Consider the following 16,213-nt stretch of genomic DNA (forward strand, 5'->3'; position numbering starts at 1 on the left):
GCAATTAAATTTTATTGAATTTAACCGATTTTATGAATTTAAAGGAAATAGGTGTCTTATTGGTTGGAATTTACCTCATTACATCTCTTTTAATGGCGTATAAATATTATGTAGCCAAAGGGTCGGTTTATCAAGTCTCTAGATTCGTGGTATTTAGGTACTTGTTACGATTCGTGCTTCTTTCCTCCTTTATGCTATTGACTTTTTATAGTTTACAGGTAAAGCAAACCTATTCTAAGTCCATTCAAAATGAGCAATCCTATTTATTCGGCATATCAAAAGACGCCTCCAGCTTAACTTGGAACCAATTACAAAAGAAAGTTCAGGATATGTCAAGTAATAGTAATTTAGGATTAATTGTTTACGATCCTTTGGAAAGACAATGGGTGCAAGTACTACCACAGACTGATCAAGAATCATTTTTGAATTTAATTGAGCAACACGCTTTCAATGCTACTCAATTTCATCATAGAAAGTATGAGGGAATAGGACTTTCAGTACCAAATAAAGAGGACATTTTACAGTTTCAGAAAAGTAAAAATAAGTGGCAAAAATTAGGAGATTTAAGTACTTCCAATTCCTTGTTTAATACGAGTGAATTGAATAACTGGATTACGAGTTCTTACGTAAAAATATATTTAGTAATTTTAATAGTGCTTTTATTGTTCATAGATAGTGTATTTACGGCAAAAGCAATCAAAATGTAAATGTTTACAACGCTATTCTACATCTTTATTTTATTCTACGAAGGTTTATTCAACGCTTCTTCGAAGCAGTATAATGTTGCAGTGGCAGAAATTAACCAGCAAGTTCAGTCAAAAAATTACGTTCAGGCTTTAAAAGGTGCTAAAAGTATTAAACAAGCTACGATTTTTGTTAATCCCGAGATCGAGCGATTAATTGCTGTTCTGGAATTGAAGTCGAGAAAGAATGGGATGGATAAACAAACTTTGAGGTTGAATTCCCAAAGTATGGAGATTGATATATTACTGAGTCATTTTTCCGCCAATGTTGGTGATCAACAGAAAGGGTTAGTTGATTTACAAAATTCGATCAAGAAAAATGGGAATGTGGATACTTTAGTTAAAACATACGAATTGTACGCATTCAATTTTCCTCAGAACAAATTAAAGAAACAAGCTAAATCAACGCAAATGATCAGTCAAACTCAAAAAATAAATACGCAAGAAGCGTTATCTTTACTTGATTTGATGAAAAAGAAGCAAAAGAATTTCATTTACTAACAATACAAACCATGAGTAATGTCCCTTATCAATTCCCTAATCAAACCTCTTTTTATAGAGGAAAAGTGCGTGATGTTTATGGAATTGGAGATCATTTGTTAATGATTACCTCTGATCGTATTTCTGCATTTGATGTAGTTTTACCTCGTTTGATTCCATTTAAAGGGCAAGTGCTAAATCAGATTGCGAGTTATTTTTTACAAAAAACAGCAGATATTGTTCCTAATTGGTTGTTAGCTACCCCAGACCCCAATGTGGCATTTGGTCTTAAATGCCAGCCGTTTCCAATTGAAATGGTGATTAGAGGCTATTTAGTAGGGCATCTTTGGAGAGAATACAAGGCTGGTAAACGTAGTGTTTGCGGGGTTTCACTTCCTGAAGGTTTGGTAGAAAATCAACAATTACCTTCTCCAATTATTACTCCCACAACAAAGGCGAGCGAAGGACATGATGAAGATATTTCAGTGGAAGAGATTATCTCTCAGGGAATTGTATCTAAAGAATACATGGACGAATTATGCCAAATAACGCATCGTTTGTTTCAAAGAGGGCAGGAGATGGCTGCTGAAAAAGACCTTATTTTAGTGGATACTAAATATGAATTTGGGTTGTATGAAGGTAAAATTATGTTGATGGATGAAATTCATACACCTGATTCTTCCCGCTATTTCTACAAAACACCTTATGCGGAATTATTTGCGAAGGGCTTAGCACAGAAACAATTATCGAAGGAATTCGTCAGAGAATGGCTTATCGCCAATGGATTTCAAGGAAAAGAGGGGCAACAAGTTCCCACGATTACCGATGAGTTCGTTCAACAAATATCAGAAAGATATATTCTTTTATATGAAGAAATCACAGGTTTGAAATTTAATAAAGAACCACAAGATGATTTACACAACCGTATTTACACTAACACCATTCAGTATTTAAAACATGTCTAATATTAATTCATTTCAACTCGAACAAAACGAAAGTTATGCCGTTATTGATTGGAAAGCTGAACAATTAGCGGCTGCTAATTCAGAGGAATTAGAAAATGCAATTCGCCTTTTGTTTAAAAAAGATTATGCTAACATTATCTTAAATCTTTCTAAAACAGCTGAAATTGATGGTTACGGAGTTTCTGCCATTCGTAAAGGCACTAAGATTTGCACGAATGAAGGCGGCTTATTCGTCGTTGTAACTAAAAATGAAGAAATAGCTGAAAGATTAGATACTGCCAAAATTGAATATTTAACTCTGTTGAATACCGTTCAAGAGGGTGTAGATGCTATCTATTTAAATGATCTAGAAAATGAGTTCCAAGATGAAGATGATACGGAGTCTGGGGAGGAATATGGCGAGTCTTACGGAGAGGATTACGACTAAAATTGTATAATATCAAGATTTTTTGTGTTGCAATTTTGATATTTGTGAATCCGAAGAATATTTTGTCATTAGATCGTTTTGCCAAATTTATTTTTAATTAAATTTGAAATTAGCTATATTATCTACCTGAAATATACATTTCTGCGGTCATAGCTGTTTTTGATTTATTATTATTTTTATTAGAATATTTATAGTTTCCTATGAGAAATCCGAATGAAGTAGGTTTGTACAGAAAAGAATTCGAGCATGATGCTTGTGGTATTGGTTTTGTAGCCAGTTTAAAAGGCATAAAATCACACCGCATTGTTCAGGATTCCATTAAGATGTTGATTCGAATGGATCACCGTGGAGCCTGTGGCTGTGATCCTAACTCAGGGGACGGGGCAGGTGTTTTAGTACAGCTTCCACATGAATTCTTTTTAGAAGAAACGAGTTCTTTAGGGTTCGCTTTGCCGTCTTTAGGAAACTATGGCGTGGGTATGGTCTTTTTTCCAAAAGACGAAACTTTAATTAAAGAATGTAAAGAAGTCATTGAGCGCAAATCGAAGAAATTGGGTTTACGCATTTTAGGTTACCGTTTAGTTCCTGTTGATAATTCGGAGATTACAGGGGCTGATTCTGGAAATGCGGAGCCATCGATTCAACAATTATTCATTGAACGTCCAGCTGATTGTGCTACAGAAATTGATTTTGAGCGTAAATTATATGTTTTCAGACAGTATGTTTCAAAATTATTAAATGAAACTATTGCTGGATTAAACAATAAATTCTATTTCGCTTCTTTGTCTTGCCGTACCATCATTTATAAAGGTATGTTAACGACAATGCAGGTGCCAGGTTACTTCTTAGATTTATTCCAAGAGAACTTTACATCAGCTTTAGCAATTGTACACTCTCGTTTCTCAACGAACACCTTCCCAGAATGGAAGTTAGCTCAACCGTTCCGCTTCATTGCGCACAATGGGGAGATTAACACGGTAAAAGGAAATTCATCTTGGATGCAAGCGCAGTCTGCCTTGTTCTCTAGCAAGTATTTCACTCAGGAGGAATTAGATATGATTCTTCCAGTTTGTAGTTTAGGACAATCTGATTCGGCTATTTTAGATAATGCGATCGAATTATTGTACTTAACAGGTCGTTCATTGCCACATGTGATGATGATGCTAATCCCTGAAGCATGGGATGGCAACGAAAGCATGGAGAAGTACAAGAAAGATTTCTATGAGTACCATGCTGCCATGATGGAACCTTGGGATGGTCCAGCTAGTATCTCATTTACAGATGGTAAAATGATCGGAGCTACTTTAGATCGTAATGGATTGCGTCCATCACGTTACTGGGTGACATCCGATGACCATGTAATTATGGCATCTGAAGCAGGAGTATTAGATCTAGATCCTGCAACTATTGTCTCAAAAGGTCGTTTACAACCTGGGAAGATGTTCGTTGTGGACATGGAACAAGGTCGTATTATTCCTGATGAAGAATTAAAAGAAAAAATTTGCCAGCAACAACCTTATGGGGAGTGGCTTGTAAATAATAAGATCCGCGTAGAGGATTTGCCAGAAGCTGGTAGTGAATACAGACAGCCGAAAGCTATTGAATTAGTTTCACGTCAGCAGATTTTTGGTTTTACAACCGAAGATATCCGTGTTGTTTTAGCTCAAATGGCTGAAACGGGTAAAGAGGCCTTAGGTTCAATGGGTATCGATACCCCATTAGCTGTTCTATCTGAGAAAGCGCAACACTTATCGTCGTACTTCAAACAATTATTTGCTCAGGTAACGAATCCTCCAATCGATCCAATTCGGGAGAGAATGGTCATGTCATTACTATCTGATATTGGTGGTTTATCCAATTTATTAGAGGAAAGTCCTACGCATTGCCGTCAAATTGAAATTCAGCAACCTGTTTTACGCAATAAAGAGGTAGAAAAGATTCGTTGGATTGACCATGAGAATTTCCAAACAAAATCAATTCACATGACCTTCCGTGCTTCTGAAGAGGAGGGTGTGTTGAAAAAGGCTTTGGACCGAATTAATCAATATGCAGAAGATGCTGTGGATGATGGATATTCTATCATTTTATTGACAGATAGAGGTATTGATAGTTCACATGCGCCAATTCCTTCTTTATTAGCTTTAGCTTCCGTGCACAATCACTTGATTCGTACGAAGAAGAGAGCGAAAGTTGGTATTATTATTGAGGCGGGAGATGTTTGGGAAACACATCACTATGCTACCTTAATTGGTTATGGTGCTAGTGCAGTGAATCCATATATGGCTTTTGAAACGATCAAAGCCATGAAAGATCAGGGTTTTGTTAATAAGGACCTTAGCTATGATAAGTTAGAGTATAATTATATCAAGGCGGTAAATGGAGAATTACTGAAGATATTCTCTAAAATGGGTATTTCGACATTACAATCTTACCAAGGTGCTCAAATTTTTGAAATCCTAGGTTTAGGAAAAGATGTAGTAGATACCTATTTCACTGGTTCAATTTCACGTATTGGAGGTATTAATTTAGATACGATTGCCAAAGAAGCACTAATCAAGCATTCTTCAGGTTATCAATTATTGAAACAAGAATCTCCGAAATTAGAGGTGGGTGGTATCTATCAATGGAAACAAAGAGGAGAGGAGCACTTATTCAATCCAGCAACGATCCACTTATTGCAGCAAGCAACTAAACAGAACGACTATTCTGTTTATAAAAAATATGCTCAATTAATTGATGATCAAAGCAAGAAATCAATCACACTACGTGGTTTACTTAAATTTAAAACGGGTAAATCCATCTCTATCGATGAAGTAGAGCCGATTGAAAATATTTTAGCTCGTTTTGCAACGGGTGCTATGTCATTTGGATCTATTTCCTACGAAGCACATACAACCCTTGCCATCGCCATGAATCGTATTGGTGGTAAATCAAATACGGGTGAAGGTGGAGAGGATCCGATTCGTTTTGAGAAAATGGCGAACGGGGATTCAATGAATTCCGCTATTAAGCAAGTGGCATCGGGTCGTTTTGGTGTAACTGCGCATTATTTAACCAATGCGAAGGAACTTCAAATCAAAATGGCTCAAGGTGCTAAGCCAGGTGAAGGTGGCCAATTACCTGGTCATAAAGTAGATGATTGGATTGGTAAAACGCGTCACAGTACGCCAGGTGTAGGTTTAATTTCACCTCCACCACACCATGATATTTATTCAATTGAGGATTTAGCTCAATTAATCTTTGACCTTAAGAATGCTAACAGAGCTGCGCGTATTTCTGTAAAATTAGTGTCAGAGGCAGGTGTAGGAACGATTGCAGCAGGTGTAGCAAAAGCACATGCGGATCATATCCTTATCGCTGGTTACGATGGTGGAACAGGTGCATCACCTTTATCATCTATTCGTCACGCCGGTTTACCTTGGGAACTTGGATTAGCTGAAACGCATCAAACGCTTGTAAAAAATAAATTACGCGGACGTGTGACTATCCAAGCGGACGGCCAAATCAAAACAGGTAAAGATATCGCCGTAGCTGCATTATTAGGCGCGGAAGAATTCGGTGTAGCAACAGCTGCCTTAGTTACTGCGGGTTGTATTATGATGCGTAAGTGTCACTTAAATACGTGTCCAGTAGGTGTGGCAACTCAGAATCCTGAATTGCGCGCGCTTTACACGGGTCAAGCAGATCACGTAGTTAACTTGTTCCATTTCTTAGCGCAAGAATTACGTGAGATAATGGCTGAGCTAGGCTTCCGTAGATTAGAAGAAATGGTAGGTCGTGTTGATTTATTAGAAATGAAAGACTTATCAAATCACTGGAAGTTCAAGAATGTTGATTTAAACCCAATCTTAGCTCCAGCAGTTCTTTCAGAAGGAGTAGCTGTCTATAAATCAGAAGAGCAAGATCACGGTTTAGAAGACCAGTTAGATTGGGAGTTATTGAAAATTGCTAAGCCAGCGATTGAAAAAGGAGAGGTCGTTCATGGTGAATTAGACATCATTAACGTAAACCGTTCCGTTGGTACTATTTTATCGAATGAGATCACGAAAAAATATGGTGAGAAGGGATTAGCGGCTGATACGATTAACATTAAGTTTAAAGGTACAGCAGGTCAATCATTCGGAGCCTTCTCTGTAAAAGGGATTAAATTTGAGATTGAAGGAGATGCGAATGACTATGTAGGAAAAGGTTTATGCGGTGCTACCTTAGTGGCCTATCCTTCGCCGTTGGCTTCCTTTAAGGCCTCTGAAAATTCAATCGTAGGTAACGTATCTTTCTATGGAGCTACCTCAGGAGAAGCTTATTTAGCTGGTATGGCTGGTGAACGCTTCTGTGTTAGAAATTCTGGTGCGAAAGTAGTCGTAGAAGGAATTGGTGATCACGGCTGCGAGTATATGACAGGTGGTTTAGTGATTATTTTAGGCAATACGGGTAGAAACTTTGGTGCAGGTATGTCAGGTGGTGTTGCTTATATTTTAGATGAGCAAAACACGTTTGATGCTAAGGTAAATCGCGAGATGGTTGAAATCACTGATTTAACTCCAGAGGATAAGAATATCATCCTAATGTACTTAGAAAAACATGTATCATTAACTGGTTCAGTGAAAGGGAAACAAGTTTATGATAACTTCAGTGCCTTAGCTAGTCAATTCAAGAAAGTGCTACCAATTGACTACAAAAACGCCTTAAGTTCTCGTCAATTGAGCATATCAGATGTATTAGCTGATAAAGACAGAGTGTATCAAGATATTAAAGTAGATTTAAAATAAGATAGAATGGGTAAGCCTACAGGATTTTTAGAAATTGACCGCAAATTAGCTCCTAAAAGAGCGGTTGCTGAGCGTGTTAATGACTACAAAGAAATTGAACAATTGAATTCGATTGCGGATACAGAAGCGCAAGCTAGTCGTTGTATGGATTGTGGTACACCATTTTGCCATAATGGTTGTCCACTTGGAAATATCATCCCTGAATTCAACGATGCTGTATACGAGCAAAATTGGAAATATGCTTATGATATTTTAAGTACAACTAATAATTTTCCTGAATTTACAGGCCGTATTTGTCCTGCACCTTGCGAATCAGCTTGTGTACTAGGTATTAACAAGCCAGCAGTTGCTATTGAATTAATCGAGAAGTCAATTATCGAAAAAGCCTATTCAGAAGGATGGGTTGTTCCATTTATCCCCAAAACACGTACAGGTAAGAAAATTGCAGTGATCGGTTCGGGACCAGCAGGTTTAGCGGCAGCTGCACAATTAAATAAAGCAGGTCACCTAGTGACTGTTTATGAGCGTGCGGATCAAATTGGTGGCTTATTACGTTATGGTATTCCTGATTTTAAATTAGACAAAACGGTTGTTTCAAGACGTGTGGATGTCATGAAGAAGGAGGGAATCACTTTTGTAACGAATGCTAACATAGGAACTACTGAGAAGTTGGCTAATCTGACGAATGAATTTGATGCCGTATTAGTAGCAACGGGTAGTACAACTCCTCGTTTCATTACTGCGAAAGGAAATGATGCTAAAGGTATTTATCCAGCCATGGAATTCCTTTCTCAACAAAATAAACGTAATGCCTCTATCGCTTTAGAGGTAAATCACAAAGGTGAGGCTTACACGAATAATAACATTTTAGCTGAAGGCAAACATGTGGTGGTCATTGGTGGTGGTGACACGGGATCTGACTGTGTAGGTACATCTAATCGCCATAAAGCTGCTTCTATTACTCAAATTGAAGTAATGCCGAAGCCTCCAGTAAACAGGGCTGAGAATACGCCATGGCCCAATTGGCCATCCATGCTACGTACATCGACTTCTCATGATGAGGGAGCTGAGCGTTTATGGTCTATTTCTTTGCAAGAATTTGTGAAGAATGACAAAGGTGAATTGGAAGCATTGATCATCGGTGACATCGTTTATAACATGAAGGATGGTAAAATGGAGCAAGAAGTGATCAACACAAGAAAAATTCCATGTGATTTAGCTTTAATTGCTGCAGGTTTTTTACACACGGATCATGGTTCACTTTTTGAACAATTAACAGCCGTAGGAGTGAAGTCTGATGAGCGAGGAAACTTAGTTGCGAATGCATCTTATCAATCTGATAATGAGAAAGTTTTCATTGCAGGTGATGCAAGAAGAGGCCAATCATTAGTGGTTTGGGCTATCTCTGAAGGACGTGAAGCGGCTAGAAATATTGACTTATATTTAATGGGTAAAACAGCCCTTGAAGGTAAATCAGTGTCTAGTTTTGACCTAATGGCGAAATAAATTTTTCGCCATTTATTTCATTTACTAAATATATTTAGTACATTTGTGCTCTCTTAAATGCTAGGAGAGATGCCTGAGAGGCCGAAAGGACATGTTTGCTAAACATGCGTACTGGTAACGGTACCGAGGGTTCGAATCCCTCTCTCTCCGCAGTCAATTTTCGGGGTGTAGCGTAGCCCGGTATCGCGCTTGGTTTGGGACCAAGAGGTCGTAGGTTCGAATCCTGCCACCCCGACAAAAGTCAATTTATGAGGACGTGTTTTACACCAATTATAAATTGACTTTTTATTTTGATTAAGGTTCCGTAGCTCAGCTGGATAGAGCAACTGCCTTCTAAGCAGTAGGTCTTTGGTTCGAATCCAAACGGAATCACATCTTGTTAGTCTAAGGAAAGGATTTATTCAAATCCTTTTTTTATTTCCCTTCCTTAAATCTTCATATTTTAGTAAATTGAGCTAATTAGCACAATACGCATGAATATACCTGAATTAAGAGGCAAAATAGATCAGATCGATGACTCCATACTTTCTTTACTCGTACAGAGAATGGAATTCGTTGAGGAGATTGGTAAATTAAAACGTGAGTCTAACGCGGTTATTTACCATCCCGATAGAGAGAAAGAAATTATCGATCGTTTAGCTAATCAGTTTACGGGTAAACTAAGAAAAGAGGCTATAGAAGCCATTTTCCTAGAAATTTTCGGTGTATCTAGAAATTTAGAATTACCTGAAATTATTTGCTTCTTAGGTCCCGAGGGTAGTTTCACGCATCAGGCGGCTGAAACGCGTTTTGGTGCAGTAGCAGATTACATTTCTCTTCCTTCAATCAAATCTGTATTTGAATCAGTCGAAACGGGTCGTGCTAAGTATGGCGTTGTTCCGATTGAGAACAACCAAGAAGGAATGGTGAAAGAGACGATGGATCTTTTAAATGAGAAAAATCTATTCGTTATATCTGAAATTATTATCCCGGTAAATTTCTGCTTAGCCTCTAAGCACAATGGTATTCAGGGAATAAAAAAGATCTATTCTAAAGACATTGCCTTCCAACAATGCAAAGGTTTCTTAAATGACTATTTCTCTGGTCAGGAAGAGGATTTCTTTGTTCAGGTAGATTCTACCTCACGTGCAGCTAAATTAGCCGTAGAGGAGGAAGATGGCGCAGCTTTATGTTCACACATAGCCGCTAAAATCTATTCGCTTCCTATCTTGTTTGATAATATTCAAGATAATGATTCGAATCAAACGCGTTTCTTTATCATTTCCAAAGTAGAAAATTTAAAGAAGACGGATAAAGACAAAACAAGTCTAGCCGTTAAATTAAAAAATGATGATAAGCCAGGGGCTTTATTATCTCTACTACAGGATTTTGAAACGAGAGGAATAAACTTATTAAAGATTGAATCTCGCCCTCAAAAGGATACTAATGAATTCAAGTTTTGGTTCTTCATCGATATTGAAGGGAATAAGTTAGATCAAAAGATTCAAGAACTTTTGGAAAAACGACAAGACGAGCTAGTCTTCTTAGGAAGCTATATGAATTTGTGCTAAAAATAACTTAGCCCAAGCTAAATCTGCTGCGATTTGATTCTTTAGTTCATCAAAAGAATCGAATCGCTTTTCTGATCTAATTTTTTCGATAAATTTCAAGCTAATAGGTTGCCCATAGATATCTCCATCAAAACCTAAAATATGGGTTTCAATATGAATTCCCTCATCCTTATTCAGGGTAGGGCGGTAACCCATATTTGTCAAACCATAATAAGAACCTAATTCCACTTCTACCTGAACTAAATACACGCCCAATTGAGGGATAAACTTATTGTCCGCATTTAGAGACATATTTGCGGTAGGAAAGCCTATTTTTCGACCATTTTGATTGCCATGAACGACAGTTCCAGAAATATCATAAGGATGCCCTAACATTTCTTTGGCCTTCGAAACTTGACCTTCAGATAGGTACTTTTTGATTTGAGAGGAACTAACAATAATATCATCCACTTTAGCTACATCAATCGATACAGCTTCTAATTGGCTAGCATAATTCGTTTGAATATAGGAAATCGAACCTTCTCTATTCTTTCCAAAATGATTATCATAGCCTAATACGACACTCTTCGCCTTTAACTTTTGAATGATCAAATCTTGGATGAAATGGTTTGCTGGCATTTCTACCAAGTAGGTATCAAAAGGTAGAATTACTAAATAGTCGATACCTAAGCCTTCAAATGATTGAATCTTTTCCTGCATTGGCATCAATAGCTCATTTCGTTTTCCAGTAAAATGATCTGCAGGATGATTAGAAAAGGTGATCACGCAGGTTTTCAAACCTTTCGATTTAGAAACAGACACACATCCCTCTAGCACCTTTAAATGGCCTATATGCAAGCCATCAAACATGCCGATGGTAACGGCTGTCGAGTCAGCAATTTCAACCGTATCAAAGCTATAAAAGCACTTCATATTTATCACTAGTAAATTCCGACACCTCTTGCGCCTTATCTAAACCCCAATCACCAATTTTTGTTCGAACTAATTCACTCATATAAGCTCCTGATTGACATTTAATGCCAAAATCTCGAACAATACTTCGAATATAAGTACCCTTGCTACATTCAATCTCAAAACTAATCTCCGGAAAAAGAGTCGCATCGATTTCCATTCGATAAACTTCCACCTCGCGTATCTTGATTTCTAAATCCTCCGCATTCACCCCATTTCGGGCATGTGTAAATAAACGTTGTCCATTTAACTTAATAGCAGAATAAATAGGAGGGACTTGTTGAATAACACCAAGAAATGATTGACGAACTTCTTCAAGCCTATCTGTTGTGATGTGATCTACCGGATATTCACCATCAAATTCAGTCTCTAAATCAATGGAAGGGGTAGTTTTTCCTAGAACTAATTTACCTGTATAGGTCTTAGGAAGAGATTGAAAATAATCAATCTTCTTGGTGTATTTACCTACGCACATAATCAGAATACCCGTAGCCAAAGGATCTAGAGTTCCTGCATGGCCAATTTTCTTAAATCGACCTAGGTTACGAATCTTTTTAACTACATCGAATGAAGACCATTCTCTGGGCTTATTGATAACGTAAAATTTATCTTGAACTTCTGTTAATTCATCCACAAGTAAATACTTAAACCGACACCAATAATGATCCGATAATATCCAAACAAGGTGAATCCGTGTTGACGAACAAAACCCACCATCCATTTAATTGTTAACAACGCAATGACAAAACTGATAAAAGTACCAATGCTTAAAAACTGAATGTGCTCTTTGGTAAATAACACATCAAAATCATGCCGGTAATCTAATAACTTCTTCGCACAGGCTCCTAAAATCGTGGGGATGCCTAATAAAAAGGAGTATTCCACAGCAGCAGAATGACTTAGACCCAGCATACGACCACCTACTATAGTGGCTCCTGACCTAGAAACTCCCGGTATCATGGCTATACATTGGTATAAGCCAATCTTAAAAGCTTTTAAATACGAAATAGAAGGGATTTCTAAAGCATCTGATTTTGCGGGTAACCAGGTATCGATACGAATCAAAATTAAACCACCAACAATCCAGGATCCAGCGATGAACCAATATCCTTGAAATAGAGCTTCTAAGAAATCATCCAATAATACGCCTAAGATAACCGCAGGAATGAAGGAGAAGATGATCGTAAAGTAAATAGATAATCCTGAACTGAAGAGACGCTTAAAGTAAAGTAATGGAACGGCTGCAATTGCACCTAGTTGTACAAAAACCGTGAAAAAGTTCAAGAATTTAGAATTTTCTATTCCTAATAAATTCTCTGTAATAATTAAATGGGCAGTAGATGAGACGGGTAAAAACTCTGTTAAACCTTCTACAATACCTAAAATGATTGTTTTTACTATTTCAGTCATTAACGCTTTAACTTAAATAGCGAAAAAATAGGAATGATAATTCCGATTAAGACTAAAATGGGACCTAGGGTTAAGCCCAAGAAACCAAAACCGAATTCCTCCTTATCCATAGTCATCACAAAAAAACCAACTAACATAATTCCAATTCCAATTAATAGAATTTTTATGTCCTTCGCGCCTAGTGGCATATTAGATTGACTCATATTAAAAAAGGTTTGTATGTTGAATTTTTAAATACTTCGATAAAGAAAAGAAAGACGCTACTAAACTAAATAGTGTACAAAAACCTACACAAACAAGCACTAATTGAACTTGATTTGATTGATCAAAAAACACCGATTTAATTTCTGGAATAGAAGTTGAAAAATAGTAAAATGCTCCATCGGCTAATACAAAACCGATGAATCCACCAAGGAAACCAACCAAAACAGCATTTAATAAATAAGGTTTTTGAATAAATCCATTTGTACTTCCTAAAAGTTGCATCGTCTTAATTAATACCCGATTACCATGAATGTGCAACCGAATGCTATTAGCTAATTGCAGATAAATAAATAATGTCAATAAAGAGATTAATACTAAGCCCACATAACCTACAGCTTGAATTTTACCTAATAGCGATCCTAAAAAAGTATTCGGATAGGTAACCTCATAAACCTCAGGTCTAGCTTGAATTTCAGAAACAATTTTCTTGAAAGAAGCTTCATTTTTGAATTCGTCTTTAATACCCAAGATTAAACAATTCTTGAATGGGTTTTCCTCGCCTAAAAGCGATTTATAATCTTCTTGGGAGGAAGTAAGGAATTCGGAAGCTATCGCAGCTTTAGACTTAAATTCCAAGTCAGGTTTTAATTCCTTACCTCCAAGATAGGGGCGAGATTTAAAATAGGTTATGGTCGATGCTAAATCTGCTGTTTGTAACGAATCACTTAAATAGACATAAATCTTCATCTGAGACTTAATCTCATTTCCCCAGGATCTTACGCTTACAAATAATTGAAAGAATAAGGCAATAATAAACGCCAAACTAGCCATCGAAATGACTAAAGTTAATTGGGTAGACTGTGGACGACTTTTAGAATATTTCATACCTATAATTTTTCAATTTCATCTCTAAGCTTGGCAGCCTCTTCGTAATTCTCTTCTGCCAAAGCCTTAGTTAATAATCCCTCTAATTCTGCCTTAGAACGCACAGGGGAAGGTTTATTTACACTCTCATACTCTTCCTCTAATTCATCCAAAAACTCCTCGTCGGGAATACAAATATCATGTAATAGTTTTTCGGAAATAAGAATAGGAACATCTAATCGCACGGCTATCGCAATAGAATCAGATGGCCTAGCATCTACATGGATAATTTCTCCGTCTTTATTAATCACAAGGTGAGCATAAAAAATACCATCTTTGAAATCGGTAATAATCACCTGTTGAACGGATAGGGAAGTATATCCTAGTAGACTCACACACAAATCATGTGTTAAGGGTCTACTAGGCGTAATATGCTCTAAGAATACAGAAATAGATTGCGCTTCTTGACTTCCAATAACGATAGGAAAACGCAAAGCTTTAGAATCAGTTGACTCTAACAATAATATATACGAACTAGCTCCAACGGAACTAGGGTTGACTGACAAAATTCGTAAAGGAATAAATTCTTTCAAAGGCCTACATTAAAACACAAATGTACCAATTAGACCGCTAATATTAATGTGATTGGAGCTTTTTTGTTAGTCTTGGAAGGATATCATTTACATCTCCTACAATTCCATAATCAGCATGCTTGAAGAAAGGTGCCTCTGGGTCATTATTAATAACCACTATAATTCGAGAACCATTAACTCCTGCCAAATGCTGGATAGCACCTGATATACCACAAGCTATGTACAGATTAGGCGATACTTTTACCCCCGTTTGCCCCACGTGTTCGTGGTGAGGACGCCAATTCAAATCAGAAACAGGCTTTGAACAAGCGGTAGCTGCGCCTAATGCATTGGCTAAATCTTCTACAATCGTCCAGTTCGATGGATCCTTAAGTCCTCTTCCCGCACTAACAACAAGTGCTGCATCTGGCAATGGAATAGAACCTGTAATCGGCTTTAATGCAGTTATAGCAGATTTACTATCTGATGAATAGGTGAGAACAGAGGTTGAATTGACCGCTTTCGCAGGTAATTCGGCCACATCGGTAAAATCAAAGTTGCGATTTAAACTAAAAATCGAAGCTGTTGAGCTGCTAATTTCTAAGGAGGCTTTTCCAGAAAAGATCGACTTAACGATGAAAAAAACACCTGCTGAATAGCCCAAATGCTGAACACCTGAAACTACTTCAGCCTTTAAACAAGACGCTAAAAGACTTAATAAATTATCGATTTGAATAGACTTAATACCGAAAACGGTATATCCTTTTACCGCATTTGCTAAACTACTAACAGCTGAGGTATCCGTCCATAAGCCATCAGATAGAGAAATAACATCTACTGGAACCGAAGAACCGACTGATGATAAATGATTTTCACCCAGAACGACTAAGGTAATTTTTTCTGGATTAAATTTCGAAACAAAGGATAGAAGAAGATTTGTGGCTTCGTTTAAGTGACCTTCTTTGGCTTGGGCAATAATGGCTACATTTTTCATCTTATAAAACGTTTGTTTCTGTTTTTAATAAATCAATTAAAGTCTCTGCTTCAGCCGCATCAATCATCTTATTTCGACGAGCTGTTTCAGCAATACTCGCCTTCACTAGTTTTACCGAATCTGTCGGAATTAACGGTATTACACTTATTTCCTTCGTTCTAGCTGTCATAATACCCCGCATCGAAGGGATTTTCCATTCAGCAATTGGCTCTTGGCAACCTAAAACAGCAGGCAAAGCGCAAGAGACTTCCATCTTACCACCGTCTATTTCAACTTCTAATTGCAAATTATTTCCTGCTAAATCTAAATGCATCACTGGATTGAAGTGAACATACCCCAAAGCACCAGCCACTAATCCATGAACTATTCCAGAATTATAATCGATGGATTCTTTACCCATTAAGATTAGATCTACTGGATTTTGTTTGACGTAGTCAACAATGGCATCAGCTATTTGGGTAGAGGAGATAGGATTGCCATCAATACGAACGGCAGAATCAGCACCTAAGGCTAAACATTTACGAATTAAAGCTTCAGATTCAGAACCACCTACGTGTAGAACAATCACCTCAGCACCATTGCTTTCTTTTAATTCAATGGCTCTAGAAAGGGCATAATCGTCATAGGGTCCTACGATATAGGTTAATCCTTGACTACTTATTTGGGAGGTTGATGGATCTATTGCTATTTTTGAAGTAGTGTCTGGGACACAGGAGATACAGACTAGTATTTTCATGGCAGATTAAATTGTTATGCAAGCATACTAATTTGTTTTTAA

At 37.3% G+C, this 16,213-nt stretch carries 15 protein-coding genes and 3 tRNA genes; 10 read left to right on the forward strand and 8 right to left on the reverse strand.

Going from position 1 to position 16,213, the window contains the following annotated elements; genetic code table 11:
- The first annotated feature begins 32 nt into the window (after positions 1–32).
- From V7S74_RS01675 to pheA, 10 genes are all read left to right on the forward strand, one after another.
- Positions 33–707 (forward strand): hypothetical protein, encoded by a 675-nt coding sequence (locus V7S74_RS01675; RefSeq protein WP_406777038.1) that lies wholly within the window; start codon positions 33–35, stop codon positions 705–707.
- Positions 708–1,244 (forward strand): hypothetical protein, encoded by a 537-nt coding sequence (locus tag V7S74_RS01680; protein ID WP_406777039.1) that lies wholly within the window; start codon positions 708–710, stop codon positions 1,242–1,244.
- Positions 1,245–1,255: 11 nt separating this feature from the next.
- Positions 1,256–2,188, forward strand: coding sequence for a phosphoribosylaminoimidazolesuccinocarboxamide synthase (locus V7S74_RS01685; protein WP_406777040.1), 933 nt, complete (start codon positions 1,256–1,258; stop codon positions 2,186–2,188).
- Positions 2,181–2,615: an STAS domain-containing protein gene (locus tag V7S74_RS01690; protein ID WP_406777041.1), complete on the forward strand. Its 435-nt coding sequence runs from the start codon at positions 2,181–2,183 to the stop codon at positions 2,613–2,615. Before V7S74_RS01685 ends, V7S74_RS01690 begins: the two co-directional genes overlap by 8 nt.
- Positions 2,616–2,815: 200 nt before the next feature.
- Positions 2,816–7,384, forward strand: coding sequence for a glutamate synthase large subunit (gene gltB, locus V7S74_RS01695; RefSeq protein WP_406777042.1), 4,569 nt, complete (start codon positions 2,816–2,818; stop codon positions 7,382–7,384).
- A gap of 6 nt (positions 7,385–7,390) precedes the next feature.
- Positions 7,391–8,890 (forward strand): glutamate synthase subunit beta, encoded by a 1,500-nt coding sequence (locus V7S74_RS01700; protein ID WP_406777043.1) that lies wholly within the window; start codon positions 7,391–7,393, stop codon positions 8,888–8,890.
- A 63-nt stretch (positions 8,891–8,953) separates the two neighbouring features.
- Positions 8,954–9,040: transfer RNA gene (locus V7S74_RS01705), tRNA-Ser, on the forward strand.
- Positions 9,041–9,051: 11 nt separating this feature from the next.
- Positions 9,052–9,125: transfer RNA gene (locus tag V7S74_RS01710), tRNA-Pro, on the forward strand.
- 63 nt (positions 9,126–9,188) lie between these two features.
- A tRNA-Arg gene (locus V7S74_RS01715) sits at positions 9,189–9,262 on the forward strand.
- A 101-nt stretch (positions 9,263–9,363) separates the two neighbouring features.
- Positions 9,364–10,440 carry a prephenate dehydratase gene (pheA, locus tag V7S74_RS01720; protein WP_406777044.1) on the forward strand — a complete coding sequence of 359 codons (1,077 nt, stop codon included), beginning with the start codon at positions 9,364–9,366 and terminating at the stop codon, positions 10,438–10,440.
- On the opposite strand, the gene V7S74_RS01725 is transcribed toward pheA, so the two are convergent.
- From V7S74_RS01725 to V7S74_RS01760, 8 genes are all read right to left on the reverse strand, one after another.
- Positions 10,414–11,352, reverse strand: a complete 939-nt coding sequence (locus tag V7S74_RS01725) for a bifunctional riboflavin kinase/FAD synthetase (protein ID WP_406777045.1) — start codon at positions 11,350–11,352, stop codon at positions 10,414–10,416. The genes pheA and V7S74_RS01725 overlap by 27 nt on opposite strands.
- Positions 11,336–12,025, reverse strand: a complete 690-nt coding sequence (truB, locus tag V7S74_RS01730) for a tRNA pseudouridine(55) synthase TruB (RefSeq protein WP_406777046.1) — start codon at positions 12,023–12,025, stop codon at positions 11,336–11,338. The genes V7S74_RS01725 and truB overlap by 17 nt, the downstream gene beginning before the upstream one ends.
- Positions 12,013–12,801 (reverse strand): undecaprenyl-diphosphate phosphatase, encoded by a 789-nt coding sequence (locus V7S74_RS01735; RefSeq protein ID WP_406777047.1) that lies wholly within the window; start codon positions 12,799–12,801, stop codon positions 12,013–12,015. The genes truB and V7S74_RS01735 overlap by 13 nt, the downstream gene beginning before the upstream one ends.
- Positions 12,801–13,004 (reverse strand): DUF3098 domain-containing protein, encoded by a 204-nt coding sequence (locus V7S74_RS01740; protein WP_406777048.1) that lies wholly within the window; start codon positions 13,002–13,004, stop codon positions 12,801–12,803. Before V7S74_RS01740 ends, V7S74_RS01735 begins: the two co-directional genes overlap by 1 nt.
- Before the next feature lies 1 nt (position 13,005).
- Complete coding sequence (locus V7S74_RS01745) at positions 13,006–13,890, reverse strand: cell division protein FtsX (protein WP_406777049.1); 885 nt, start codon at positions 13,888–13,890, stop codon at positions 13,006–13,008.
- A 2-nt stretch (positions 13,891–13,892) separates the two neighbouring features.
- Positions 13,893–14,435 carry a bifunctional nuclease family protein gene (locus V7S74_RS01750; RefSeq protein WP_406777050.1) on the reverse strand — a complete coding sequence of 181 codons (543 nt, stop codon included), beginning with the start codon at positions 14,433–14,435 and terminating at the stop codon, positions 13,893–13,895.
- 70 nt (positions 14,436–14,505) lie between these two features.
- Positions 14,506–15,435 (reverse strand): electron transfer flavoprotein subunit alpha/FixB family protein, encoded by a 930-nt coding sequence (locus tag V7S74_RS01755; RefSeq protein ID WP_406777051.1) that lies wholly within the window; start codon positions 15,433–15,435, stop codon positions 14,506–14,508.
- Between the two features lies 1 nt (position 15,436).
- On the reverse strand, positions 15,437–16,171 hold the full coding sequence (locus tag V7S74_RS01760) for an electron transfer flavoprotein subunit beta/FixA family protein (RefSeq protein ID WP_406777052.1): 735 nt from the start codon (positions 16,169–16,171) through the stop codon (positions 15,437–15,439).
- Positions 16,172–16,213: the final 42 nt, after the last annotated feature.

Origin of the sequence: Aquirufa novilacunae (assembly GCF_045310505.1) — a bacterium.
GTDB lineage: Bacteria > Bacteroidota > Bacteroidia > Cytophagales > Spirosomataceae > Aquirufa > Aquirufa novilacunae.

What these genes read in the sequence shown, in the direction of transcription:
- V7S74_RS01675 (WP_406777038.1), top strand. Translation starts at nt 33, where the DNA reads ATGAATTTAAAGGAAATAGGTGTCTTATTGGTTGGAATTTACCTCATT.
- V7S74_RS01680 (WP_406777039.1), top strand. Translation starts at nt 708, where the DNA reads ATGTTTACAACGCTATTCTACATCTTTATTTTATTCTACGAAGGTTTA.
- V7S74_RS01685 (WP_406777040.1), top strand. Translation starts at nt 1,256, where the DNA reads ATGAGTAATGTCCCTTATCAATTCCCTAATCAAACCTCTTTTTATAGA.
- V7S74_RS01690 (WP_406777041.1), top strand. Translation starts at nt 2,181, where the DNA reads ATGTCTAATATTAATTCATTTCAACTCGAACAAAACGAAAGTTATGCC.
- gltB (WP_406777042.1), top strand. Translation starts at nt 2,816, where the DNA reads ATGAGAAATCCGAATGAAGTAGGTTTGTACAGAAAAGAATTCGAGCAT.
- V7S74_RS01700 (WP_406777043.1), top strand. Translation starts at nt 7,391, where the DNA reads ATGGGTAAGCCTACAGGATTTTTAGAAATTGACCGCAAATTAGCTCCT.
- pheA (WP_406777044.1), top strand. Translation starts at nt 9,364, where the DNA reads ATGAATATACCTGAATTAAGAGGCAAAATAGATCAGATCGATGACTCC.
- V7S74_RS01725 (WP_406777045.1), bottom strand. Translation starts at nt 11,352, where the DNA reads ATGAAGTGCTTTTATAGCTTTGATACGGTTGAAATTGCTGACTCGACA.
- V7S74_RS01735 (WP_406777047.1), bottom strand. Translation starts at nt 12,801, where the DNA reads ATGACTGAAATAGTAAAAACAATCATTTTAGGTATTGTAGAAGGTTTA.
- V7S74_RS01740 (WP_406777048.1), bottom strand. Translation starts at nt 13,004, where the DNA reads ATGAGTCAATCTAATATGCCACTAGGCGCGAAGGACATAAAAATTCTA.
- V7S74_RS01745 (WP_406777049.1), bottom strand. Translation starts at nt 13,890, where the DNA reads ATGAAATATTCTAAAAGTCGTCCACAGTCTACCCAATTAACTTTAGTC.
- V7S74_RS01755 (WP_406777051.1), bottom strand. Translation starts at nt 15,435, where the DNA reads ATGAAAAATGTAGCCATTATTGCCCAAGCCAAAGAAGGTCACTTAAAC.
- V7S74_RS01760 (WP_406777052.1), bottom strand. Translation starts at nt 16,171, where the DNA reads ATGAAAATACTAGTCTGTATCTCCTGTGTCCCAGACACTACTTCAAAA.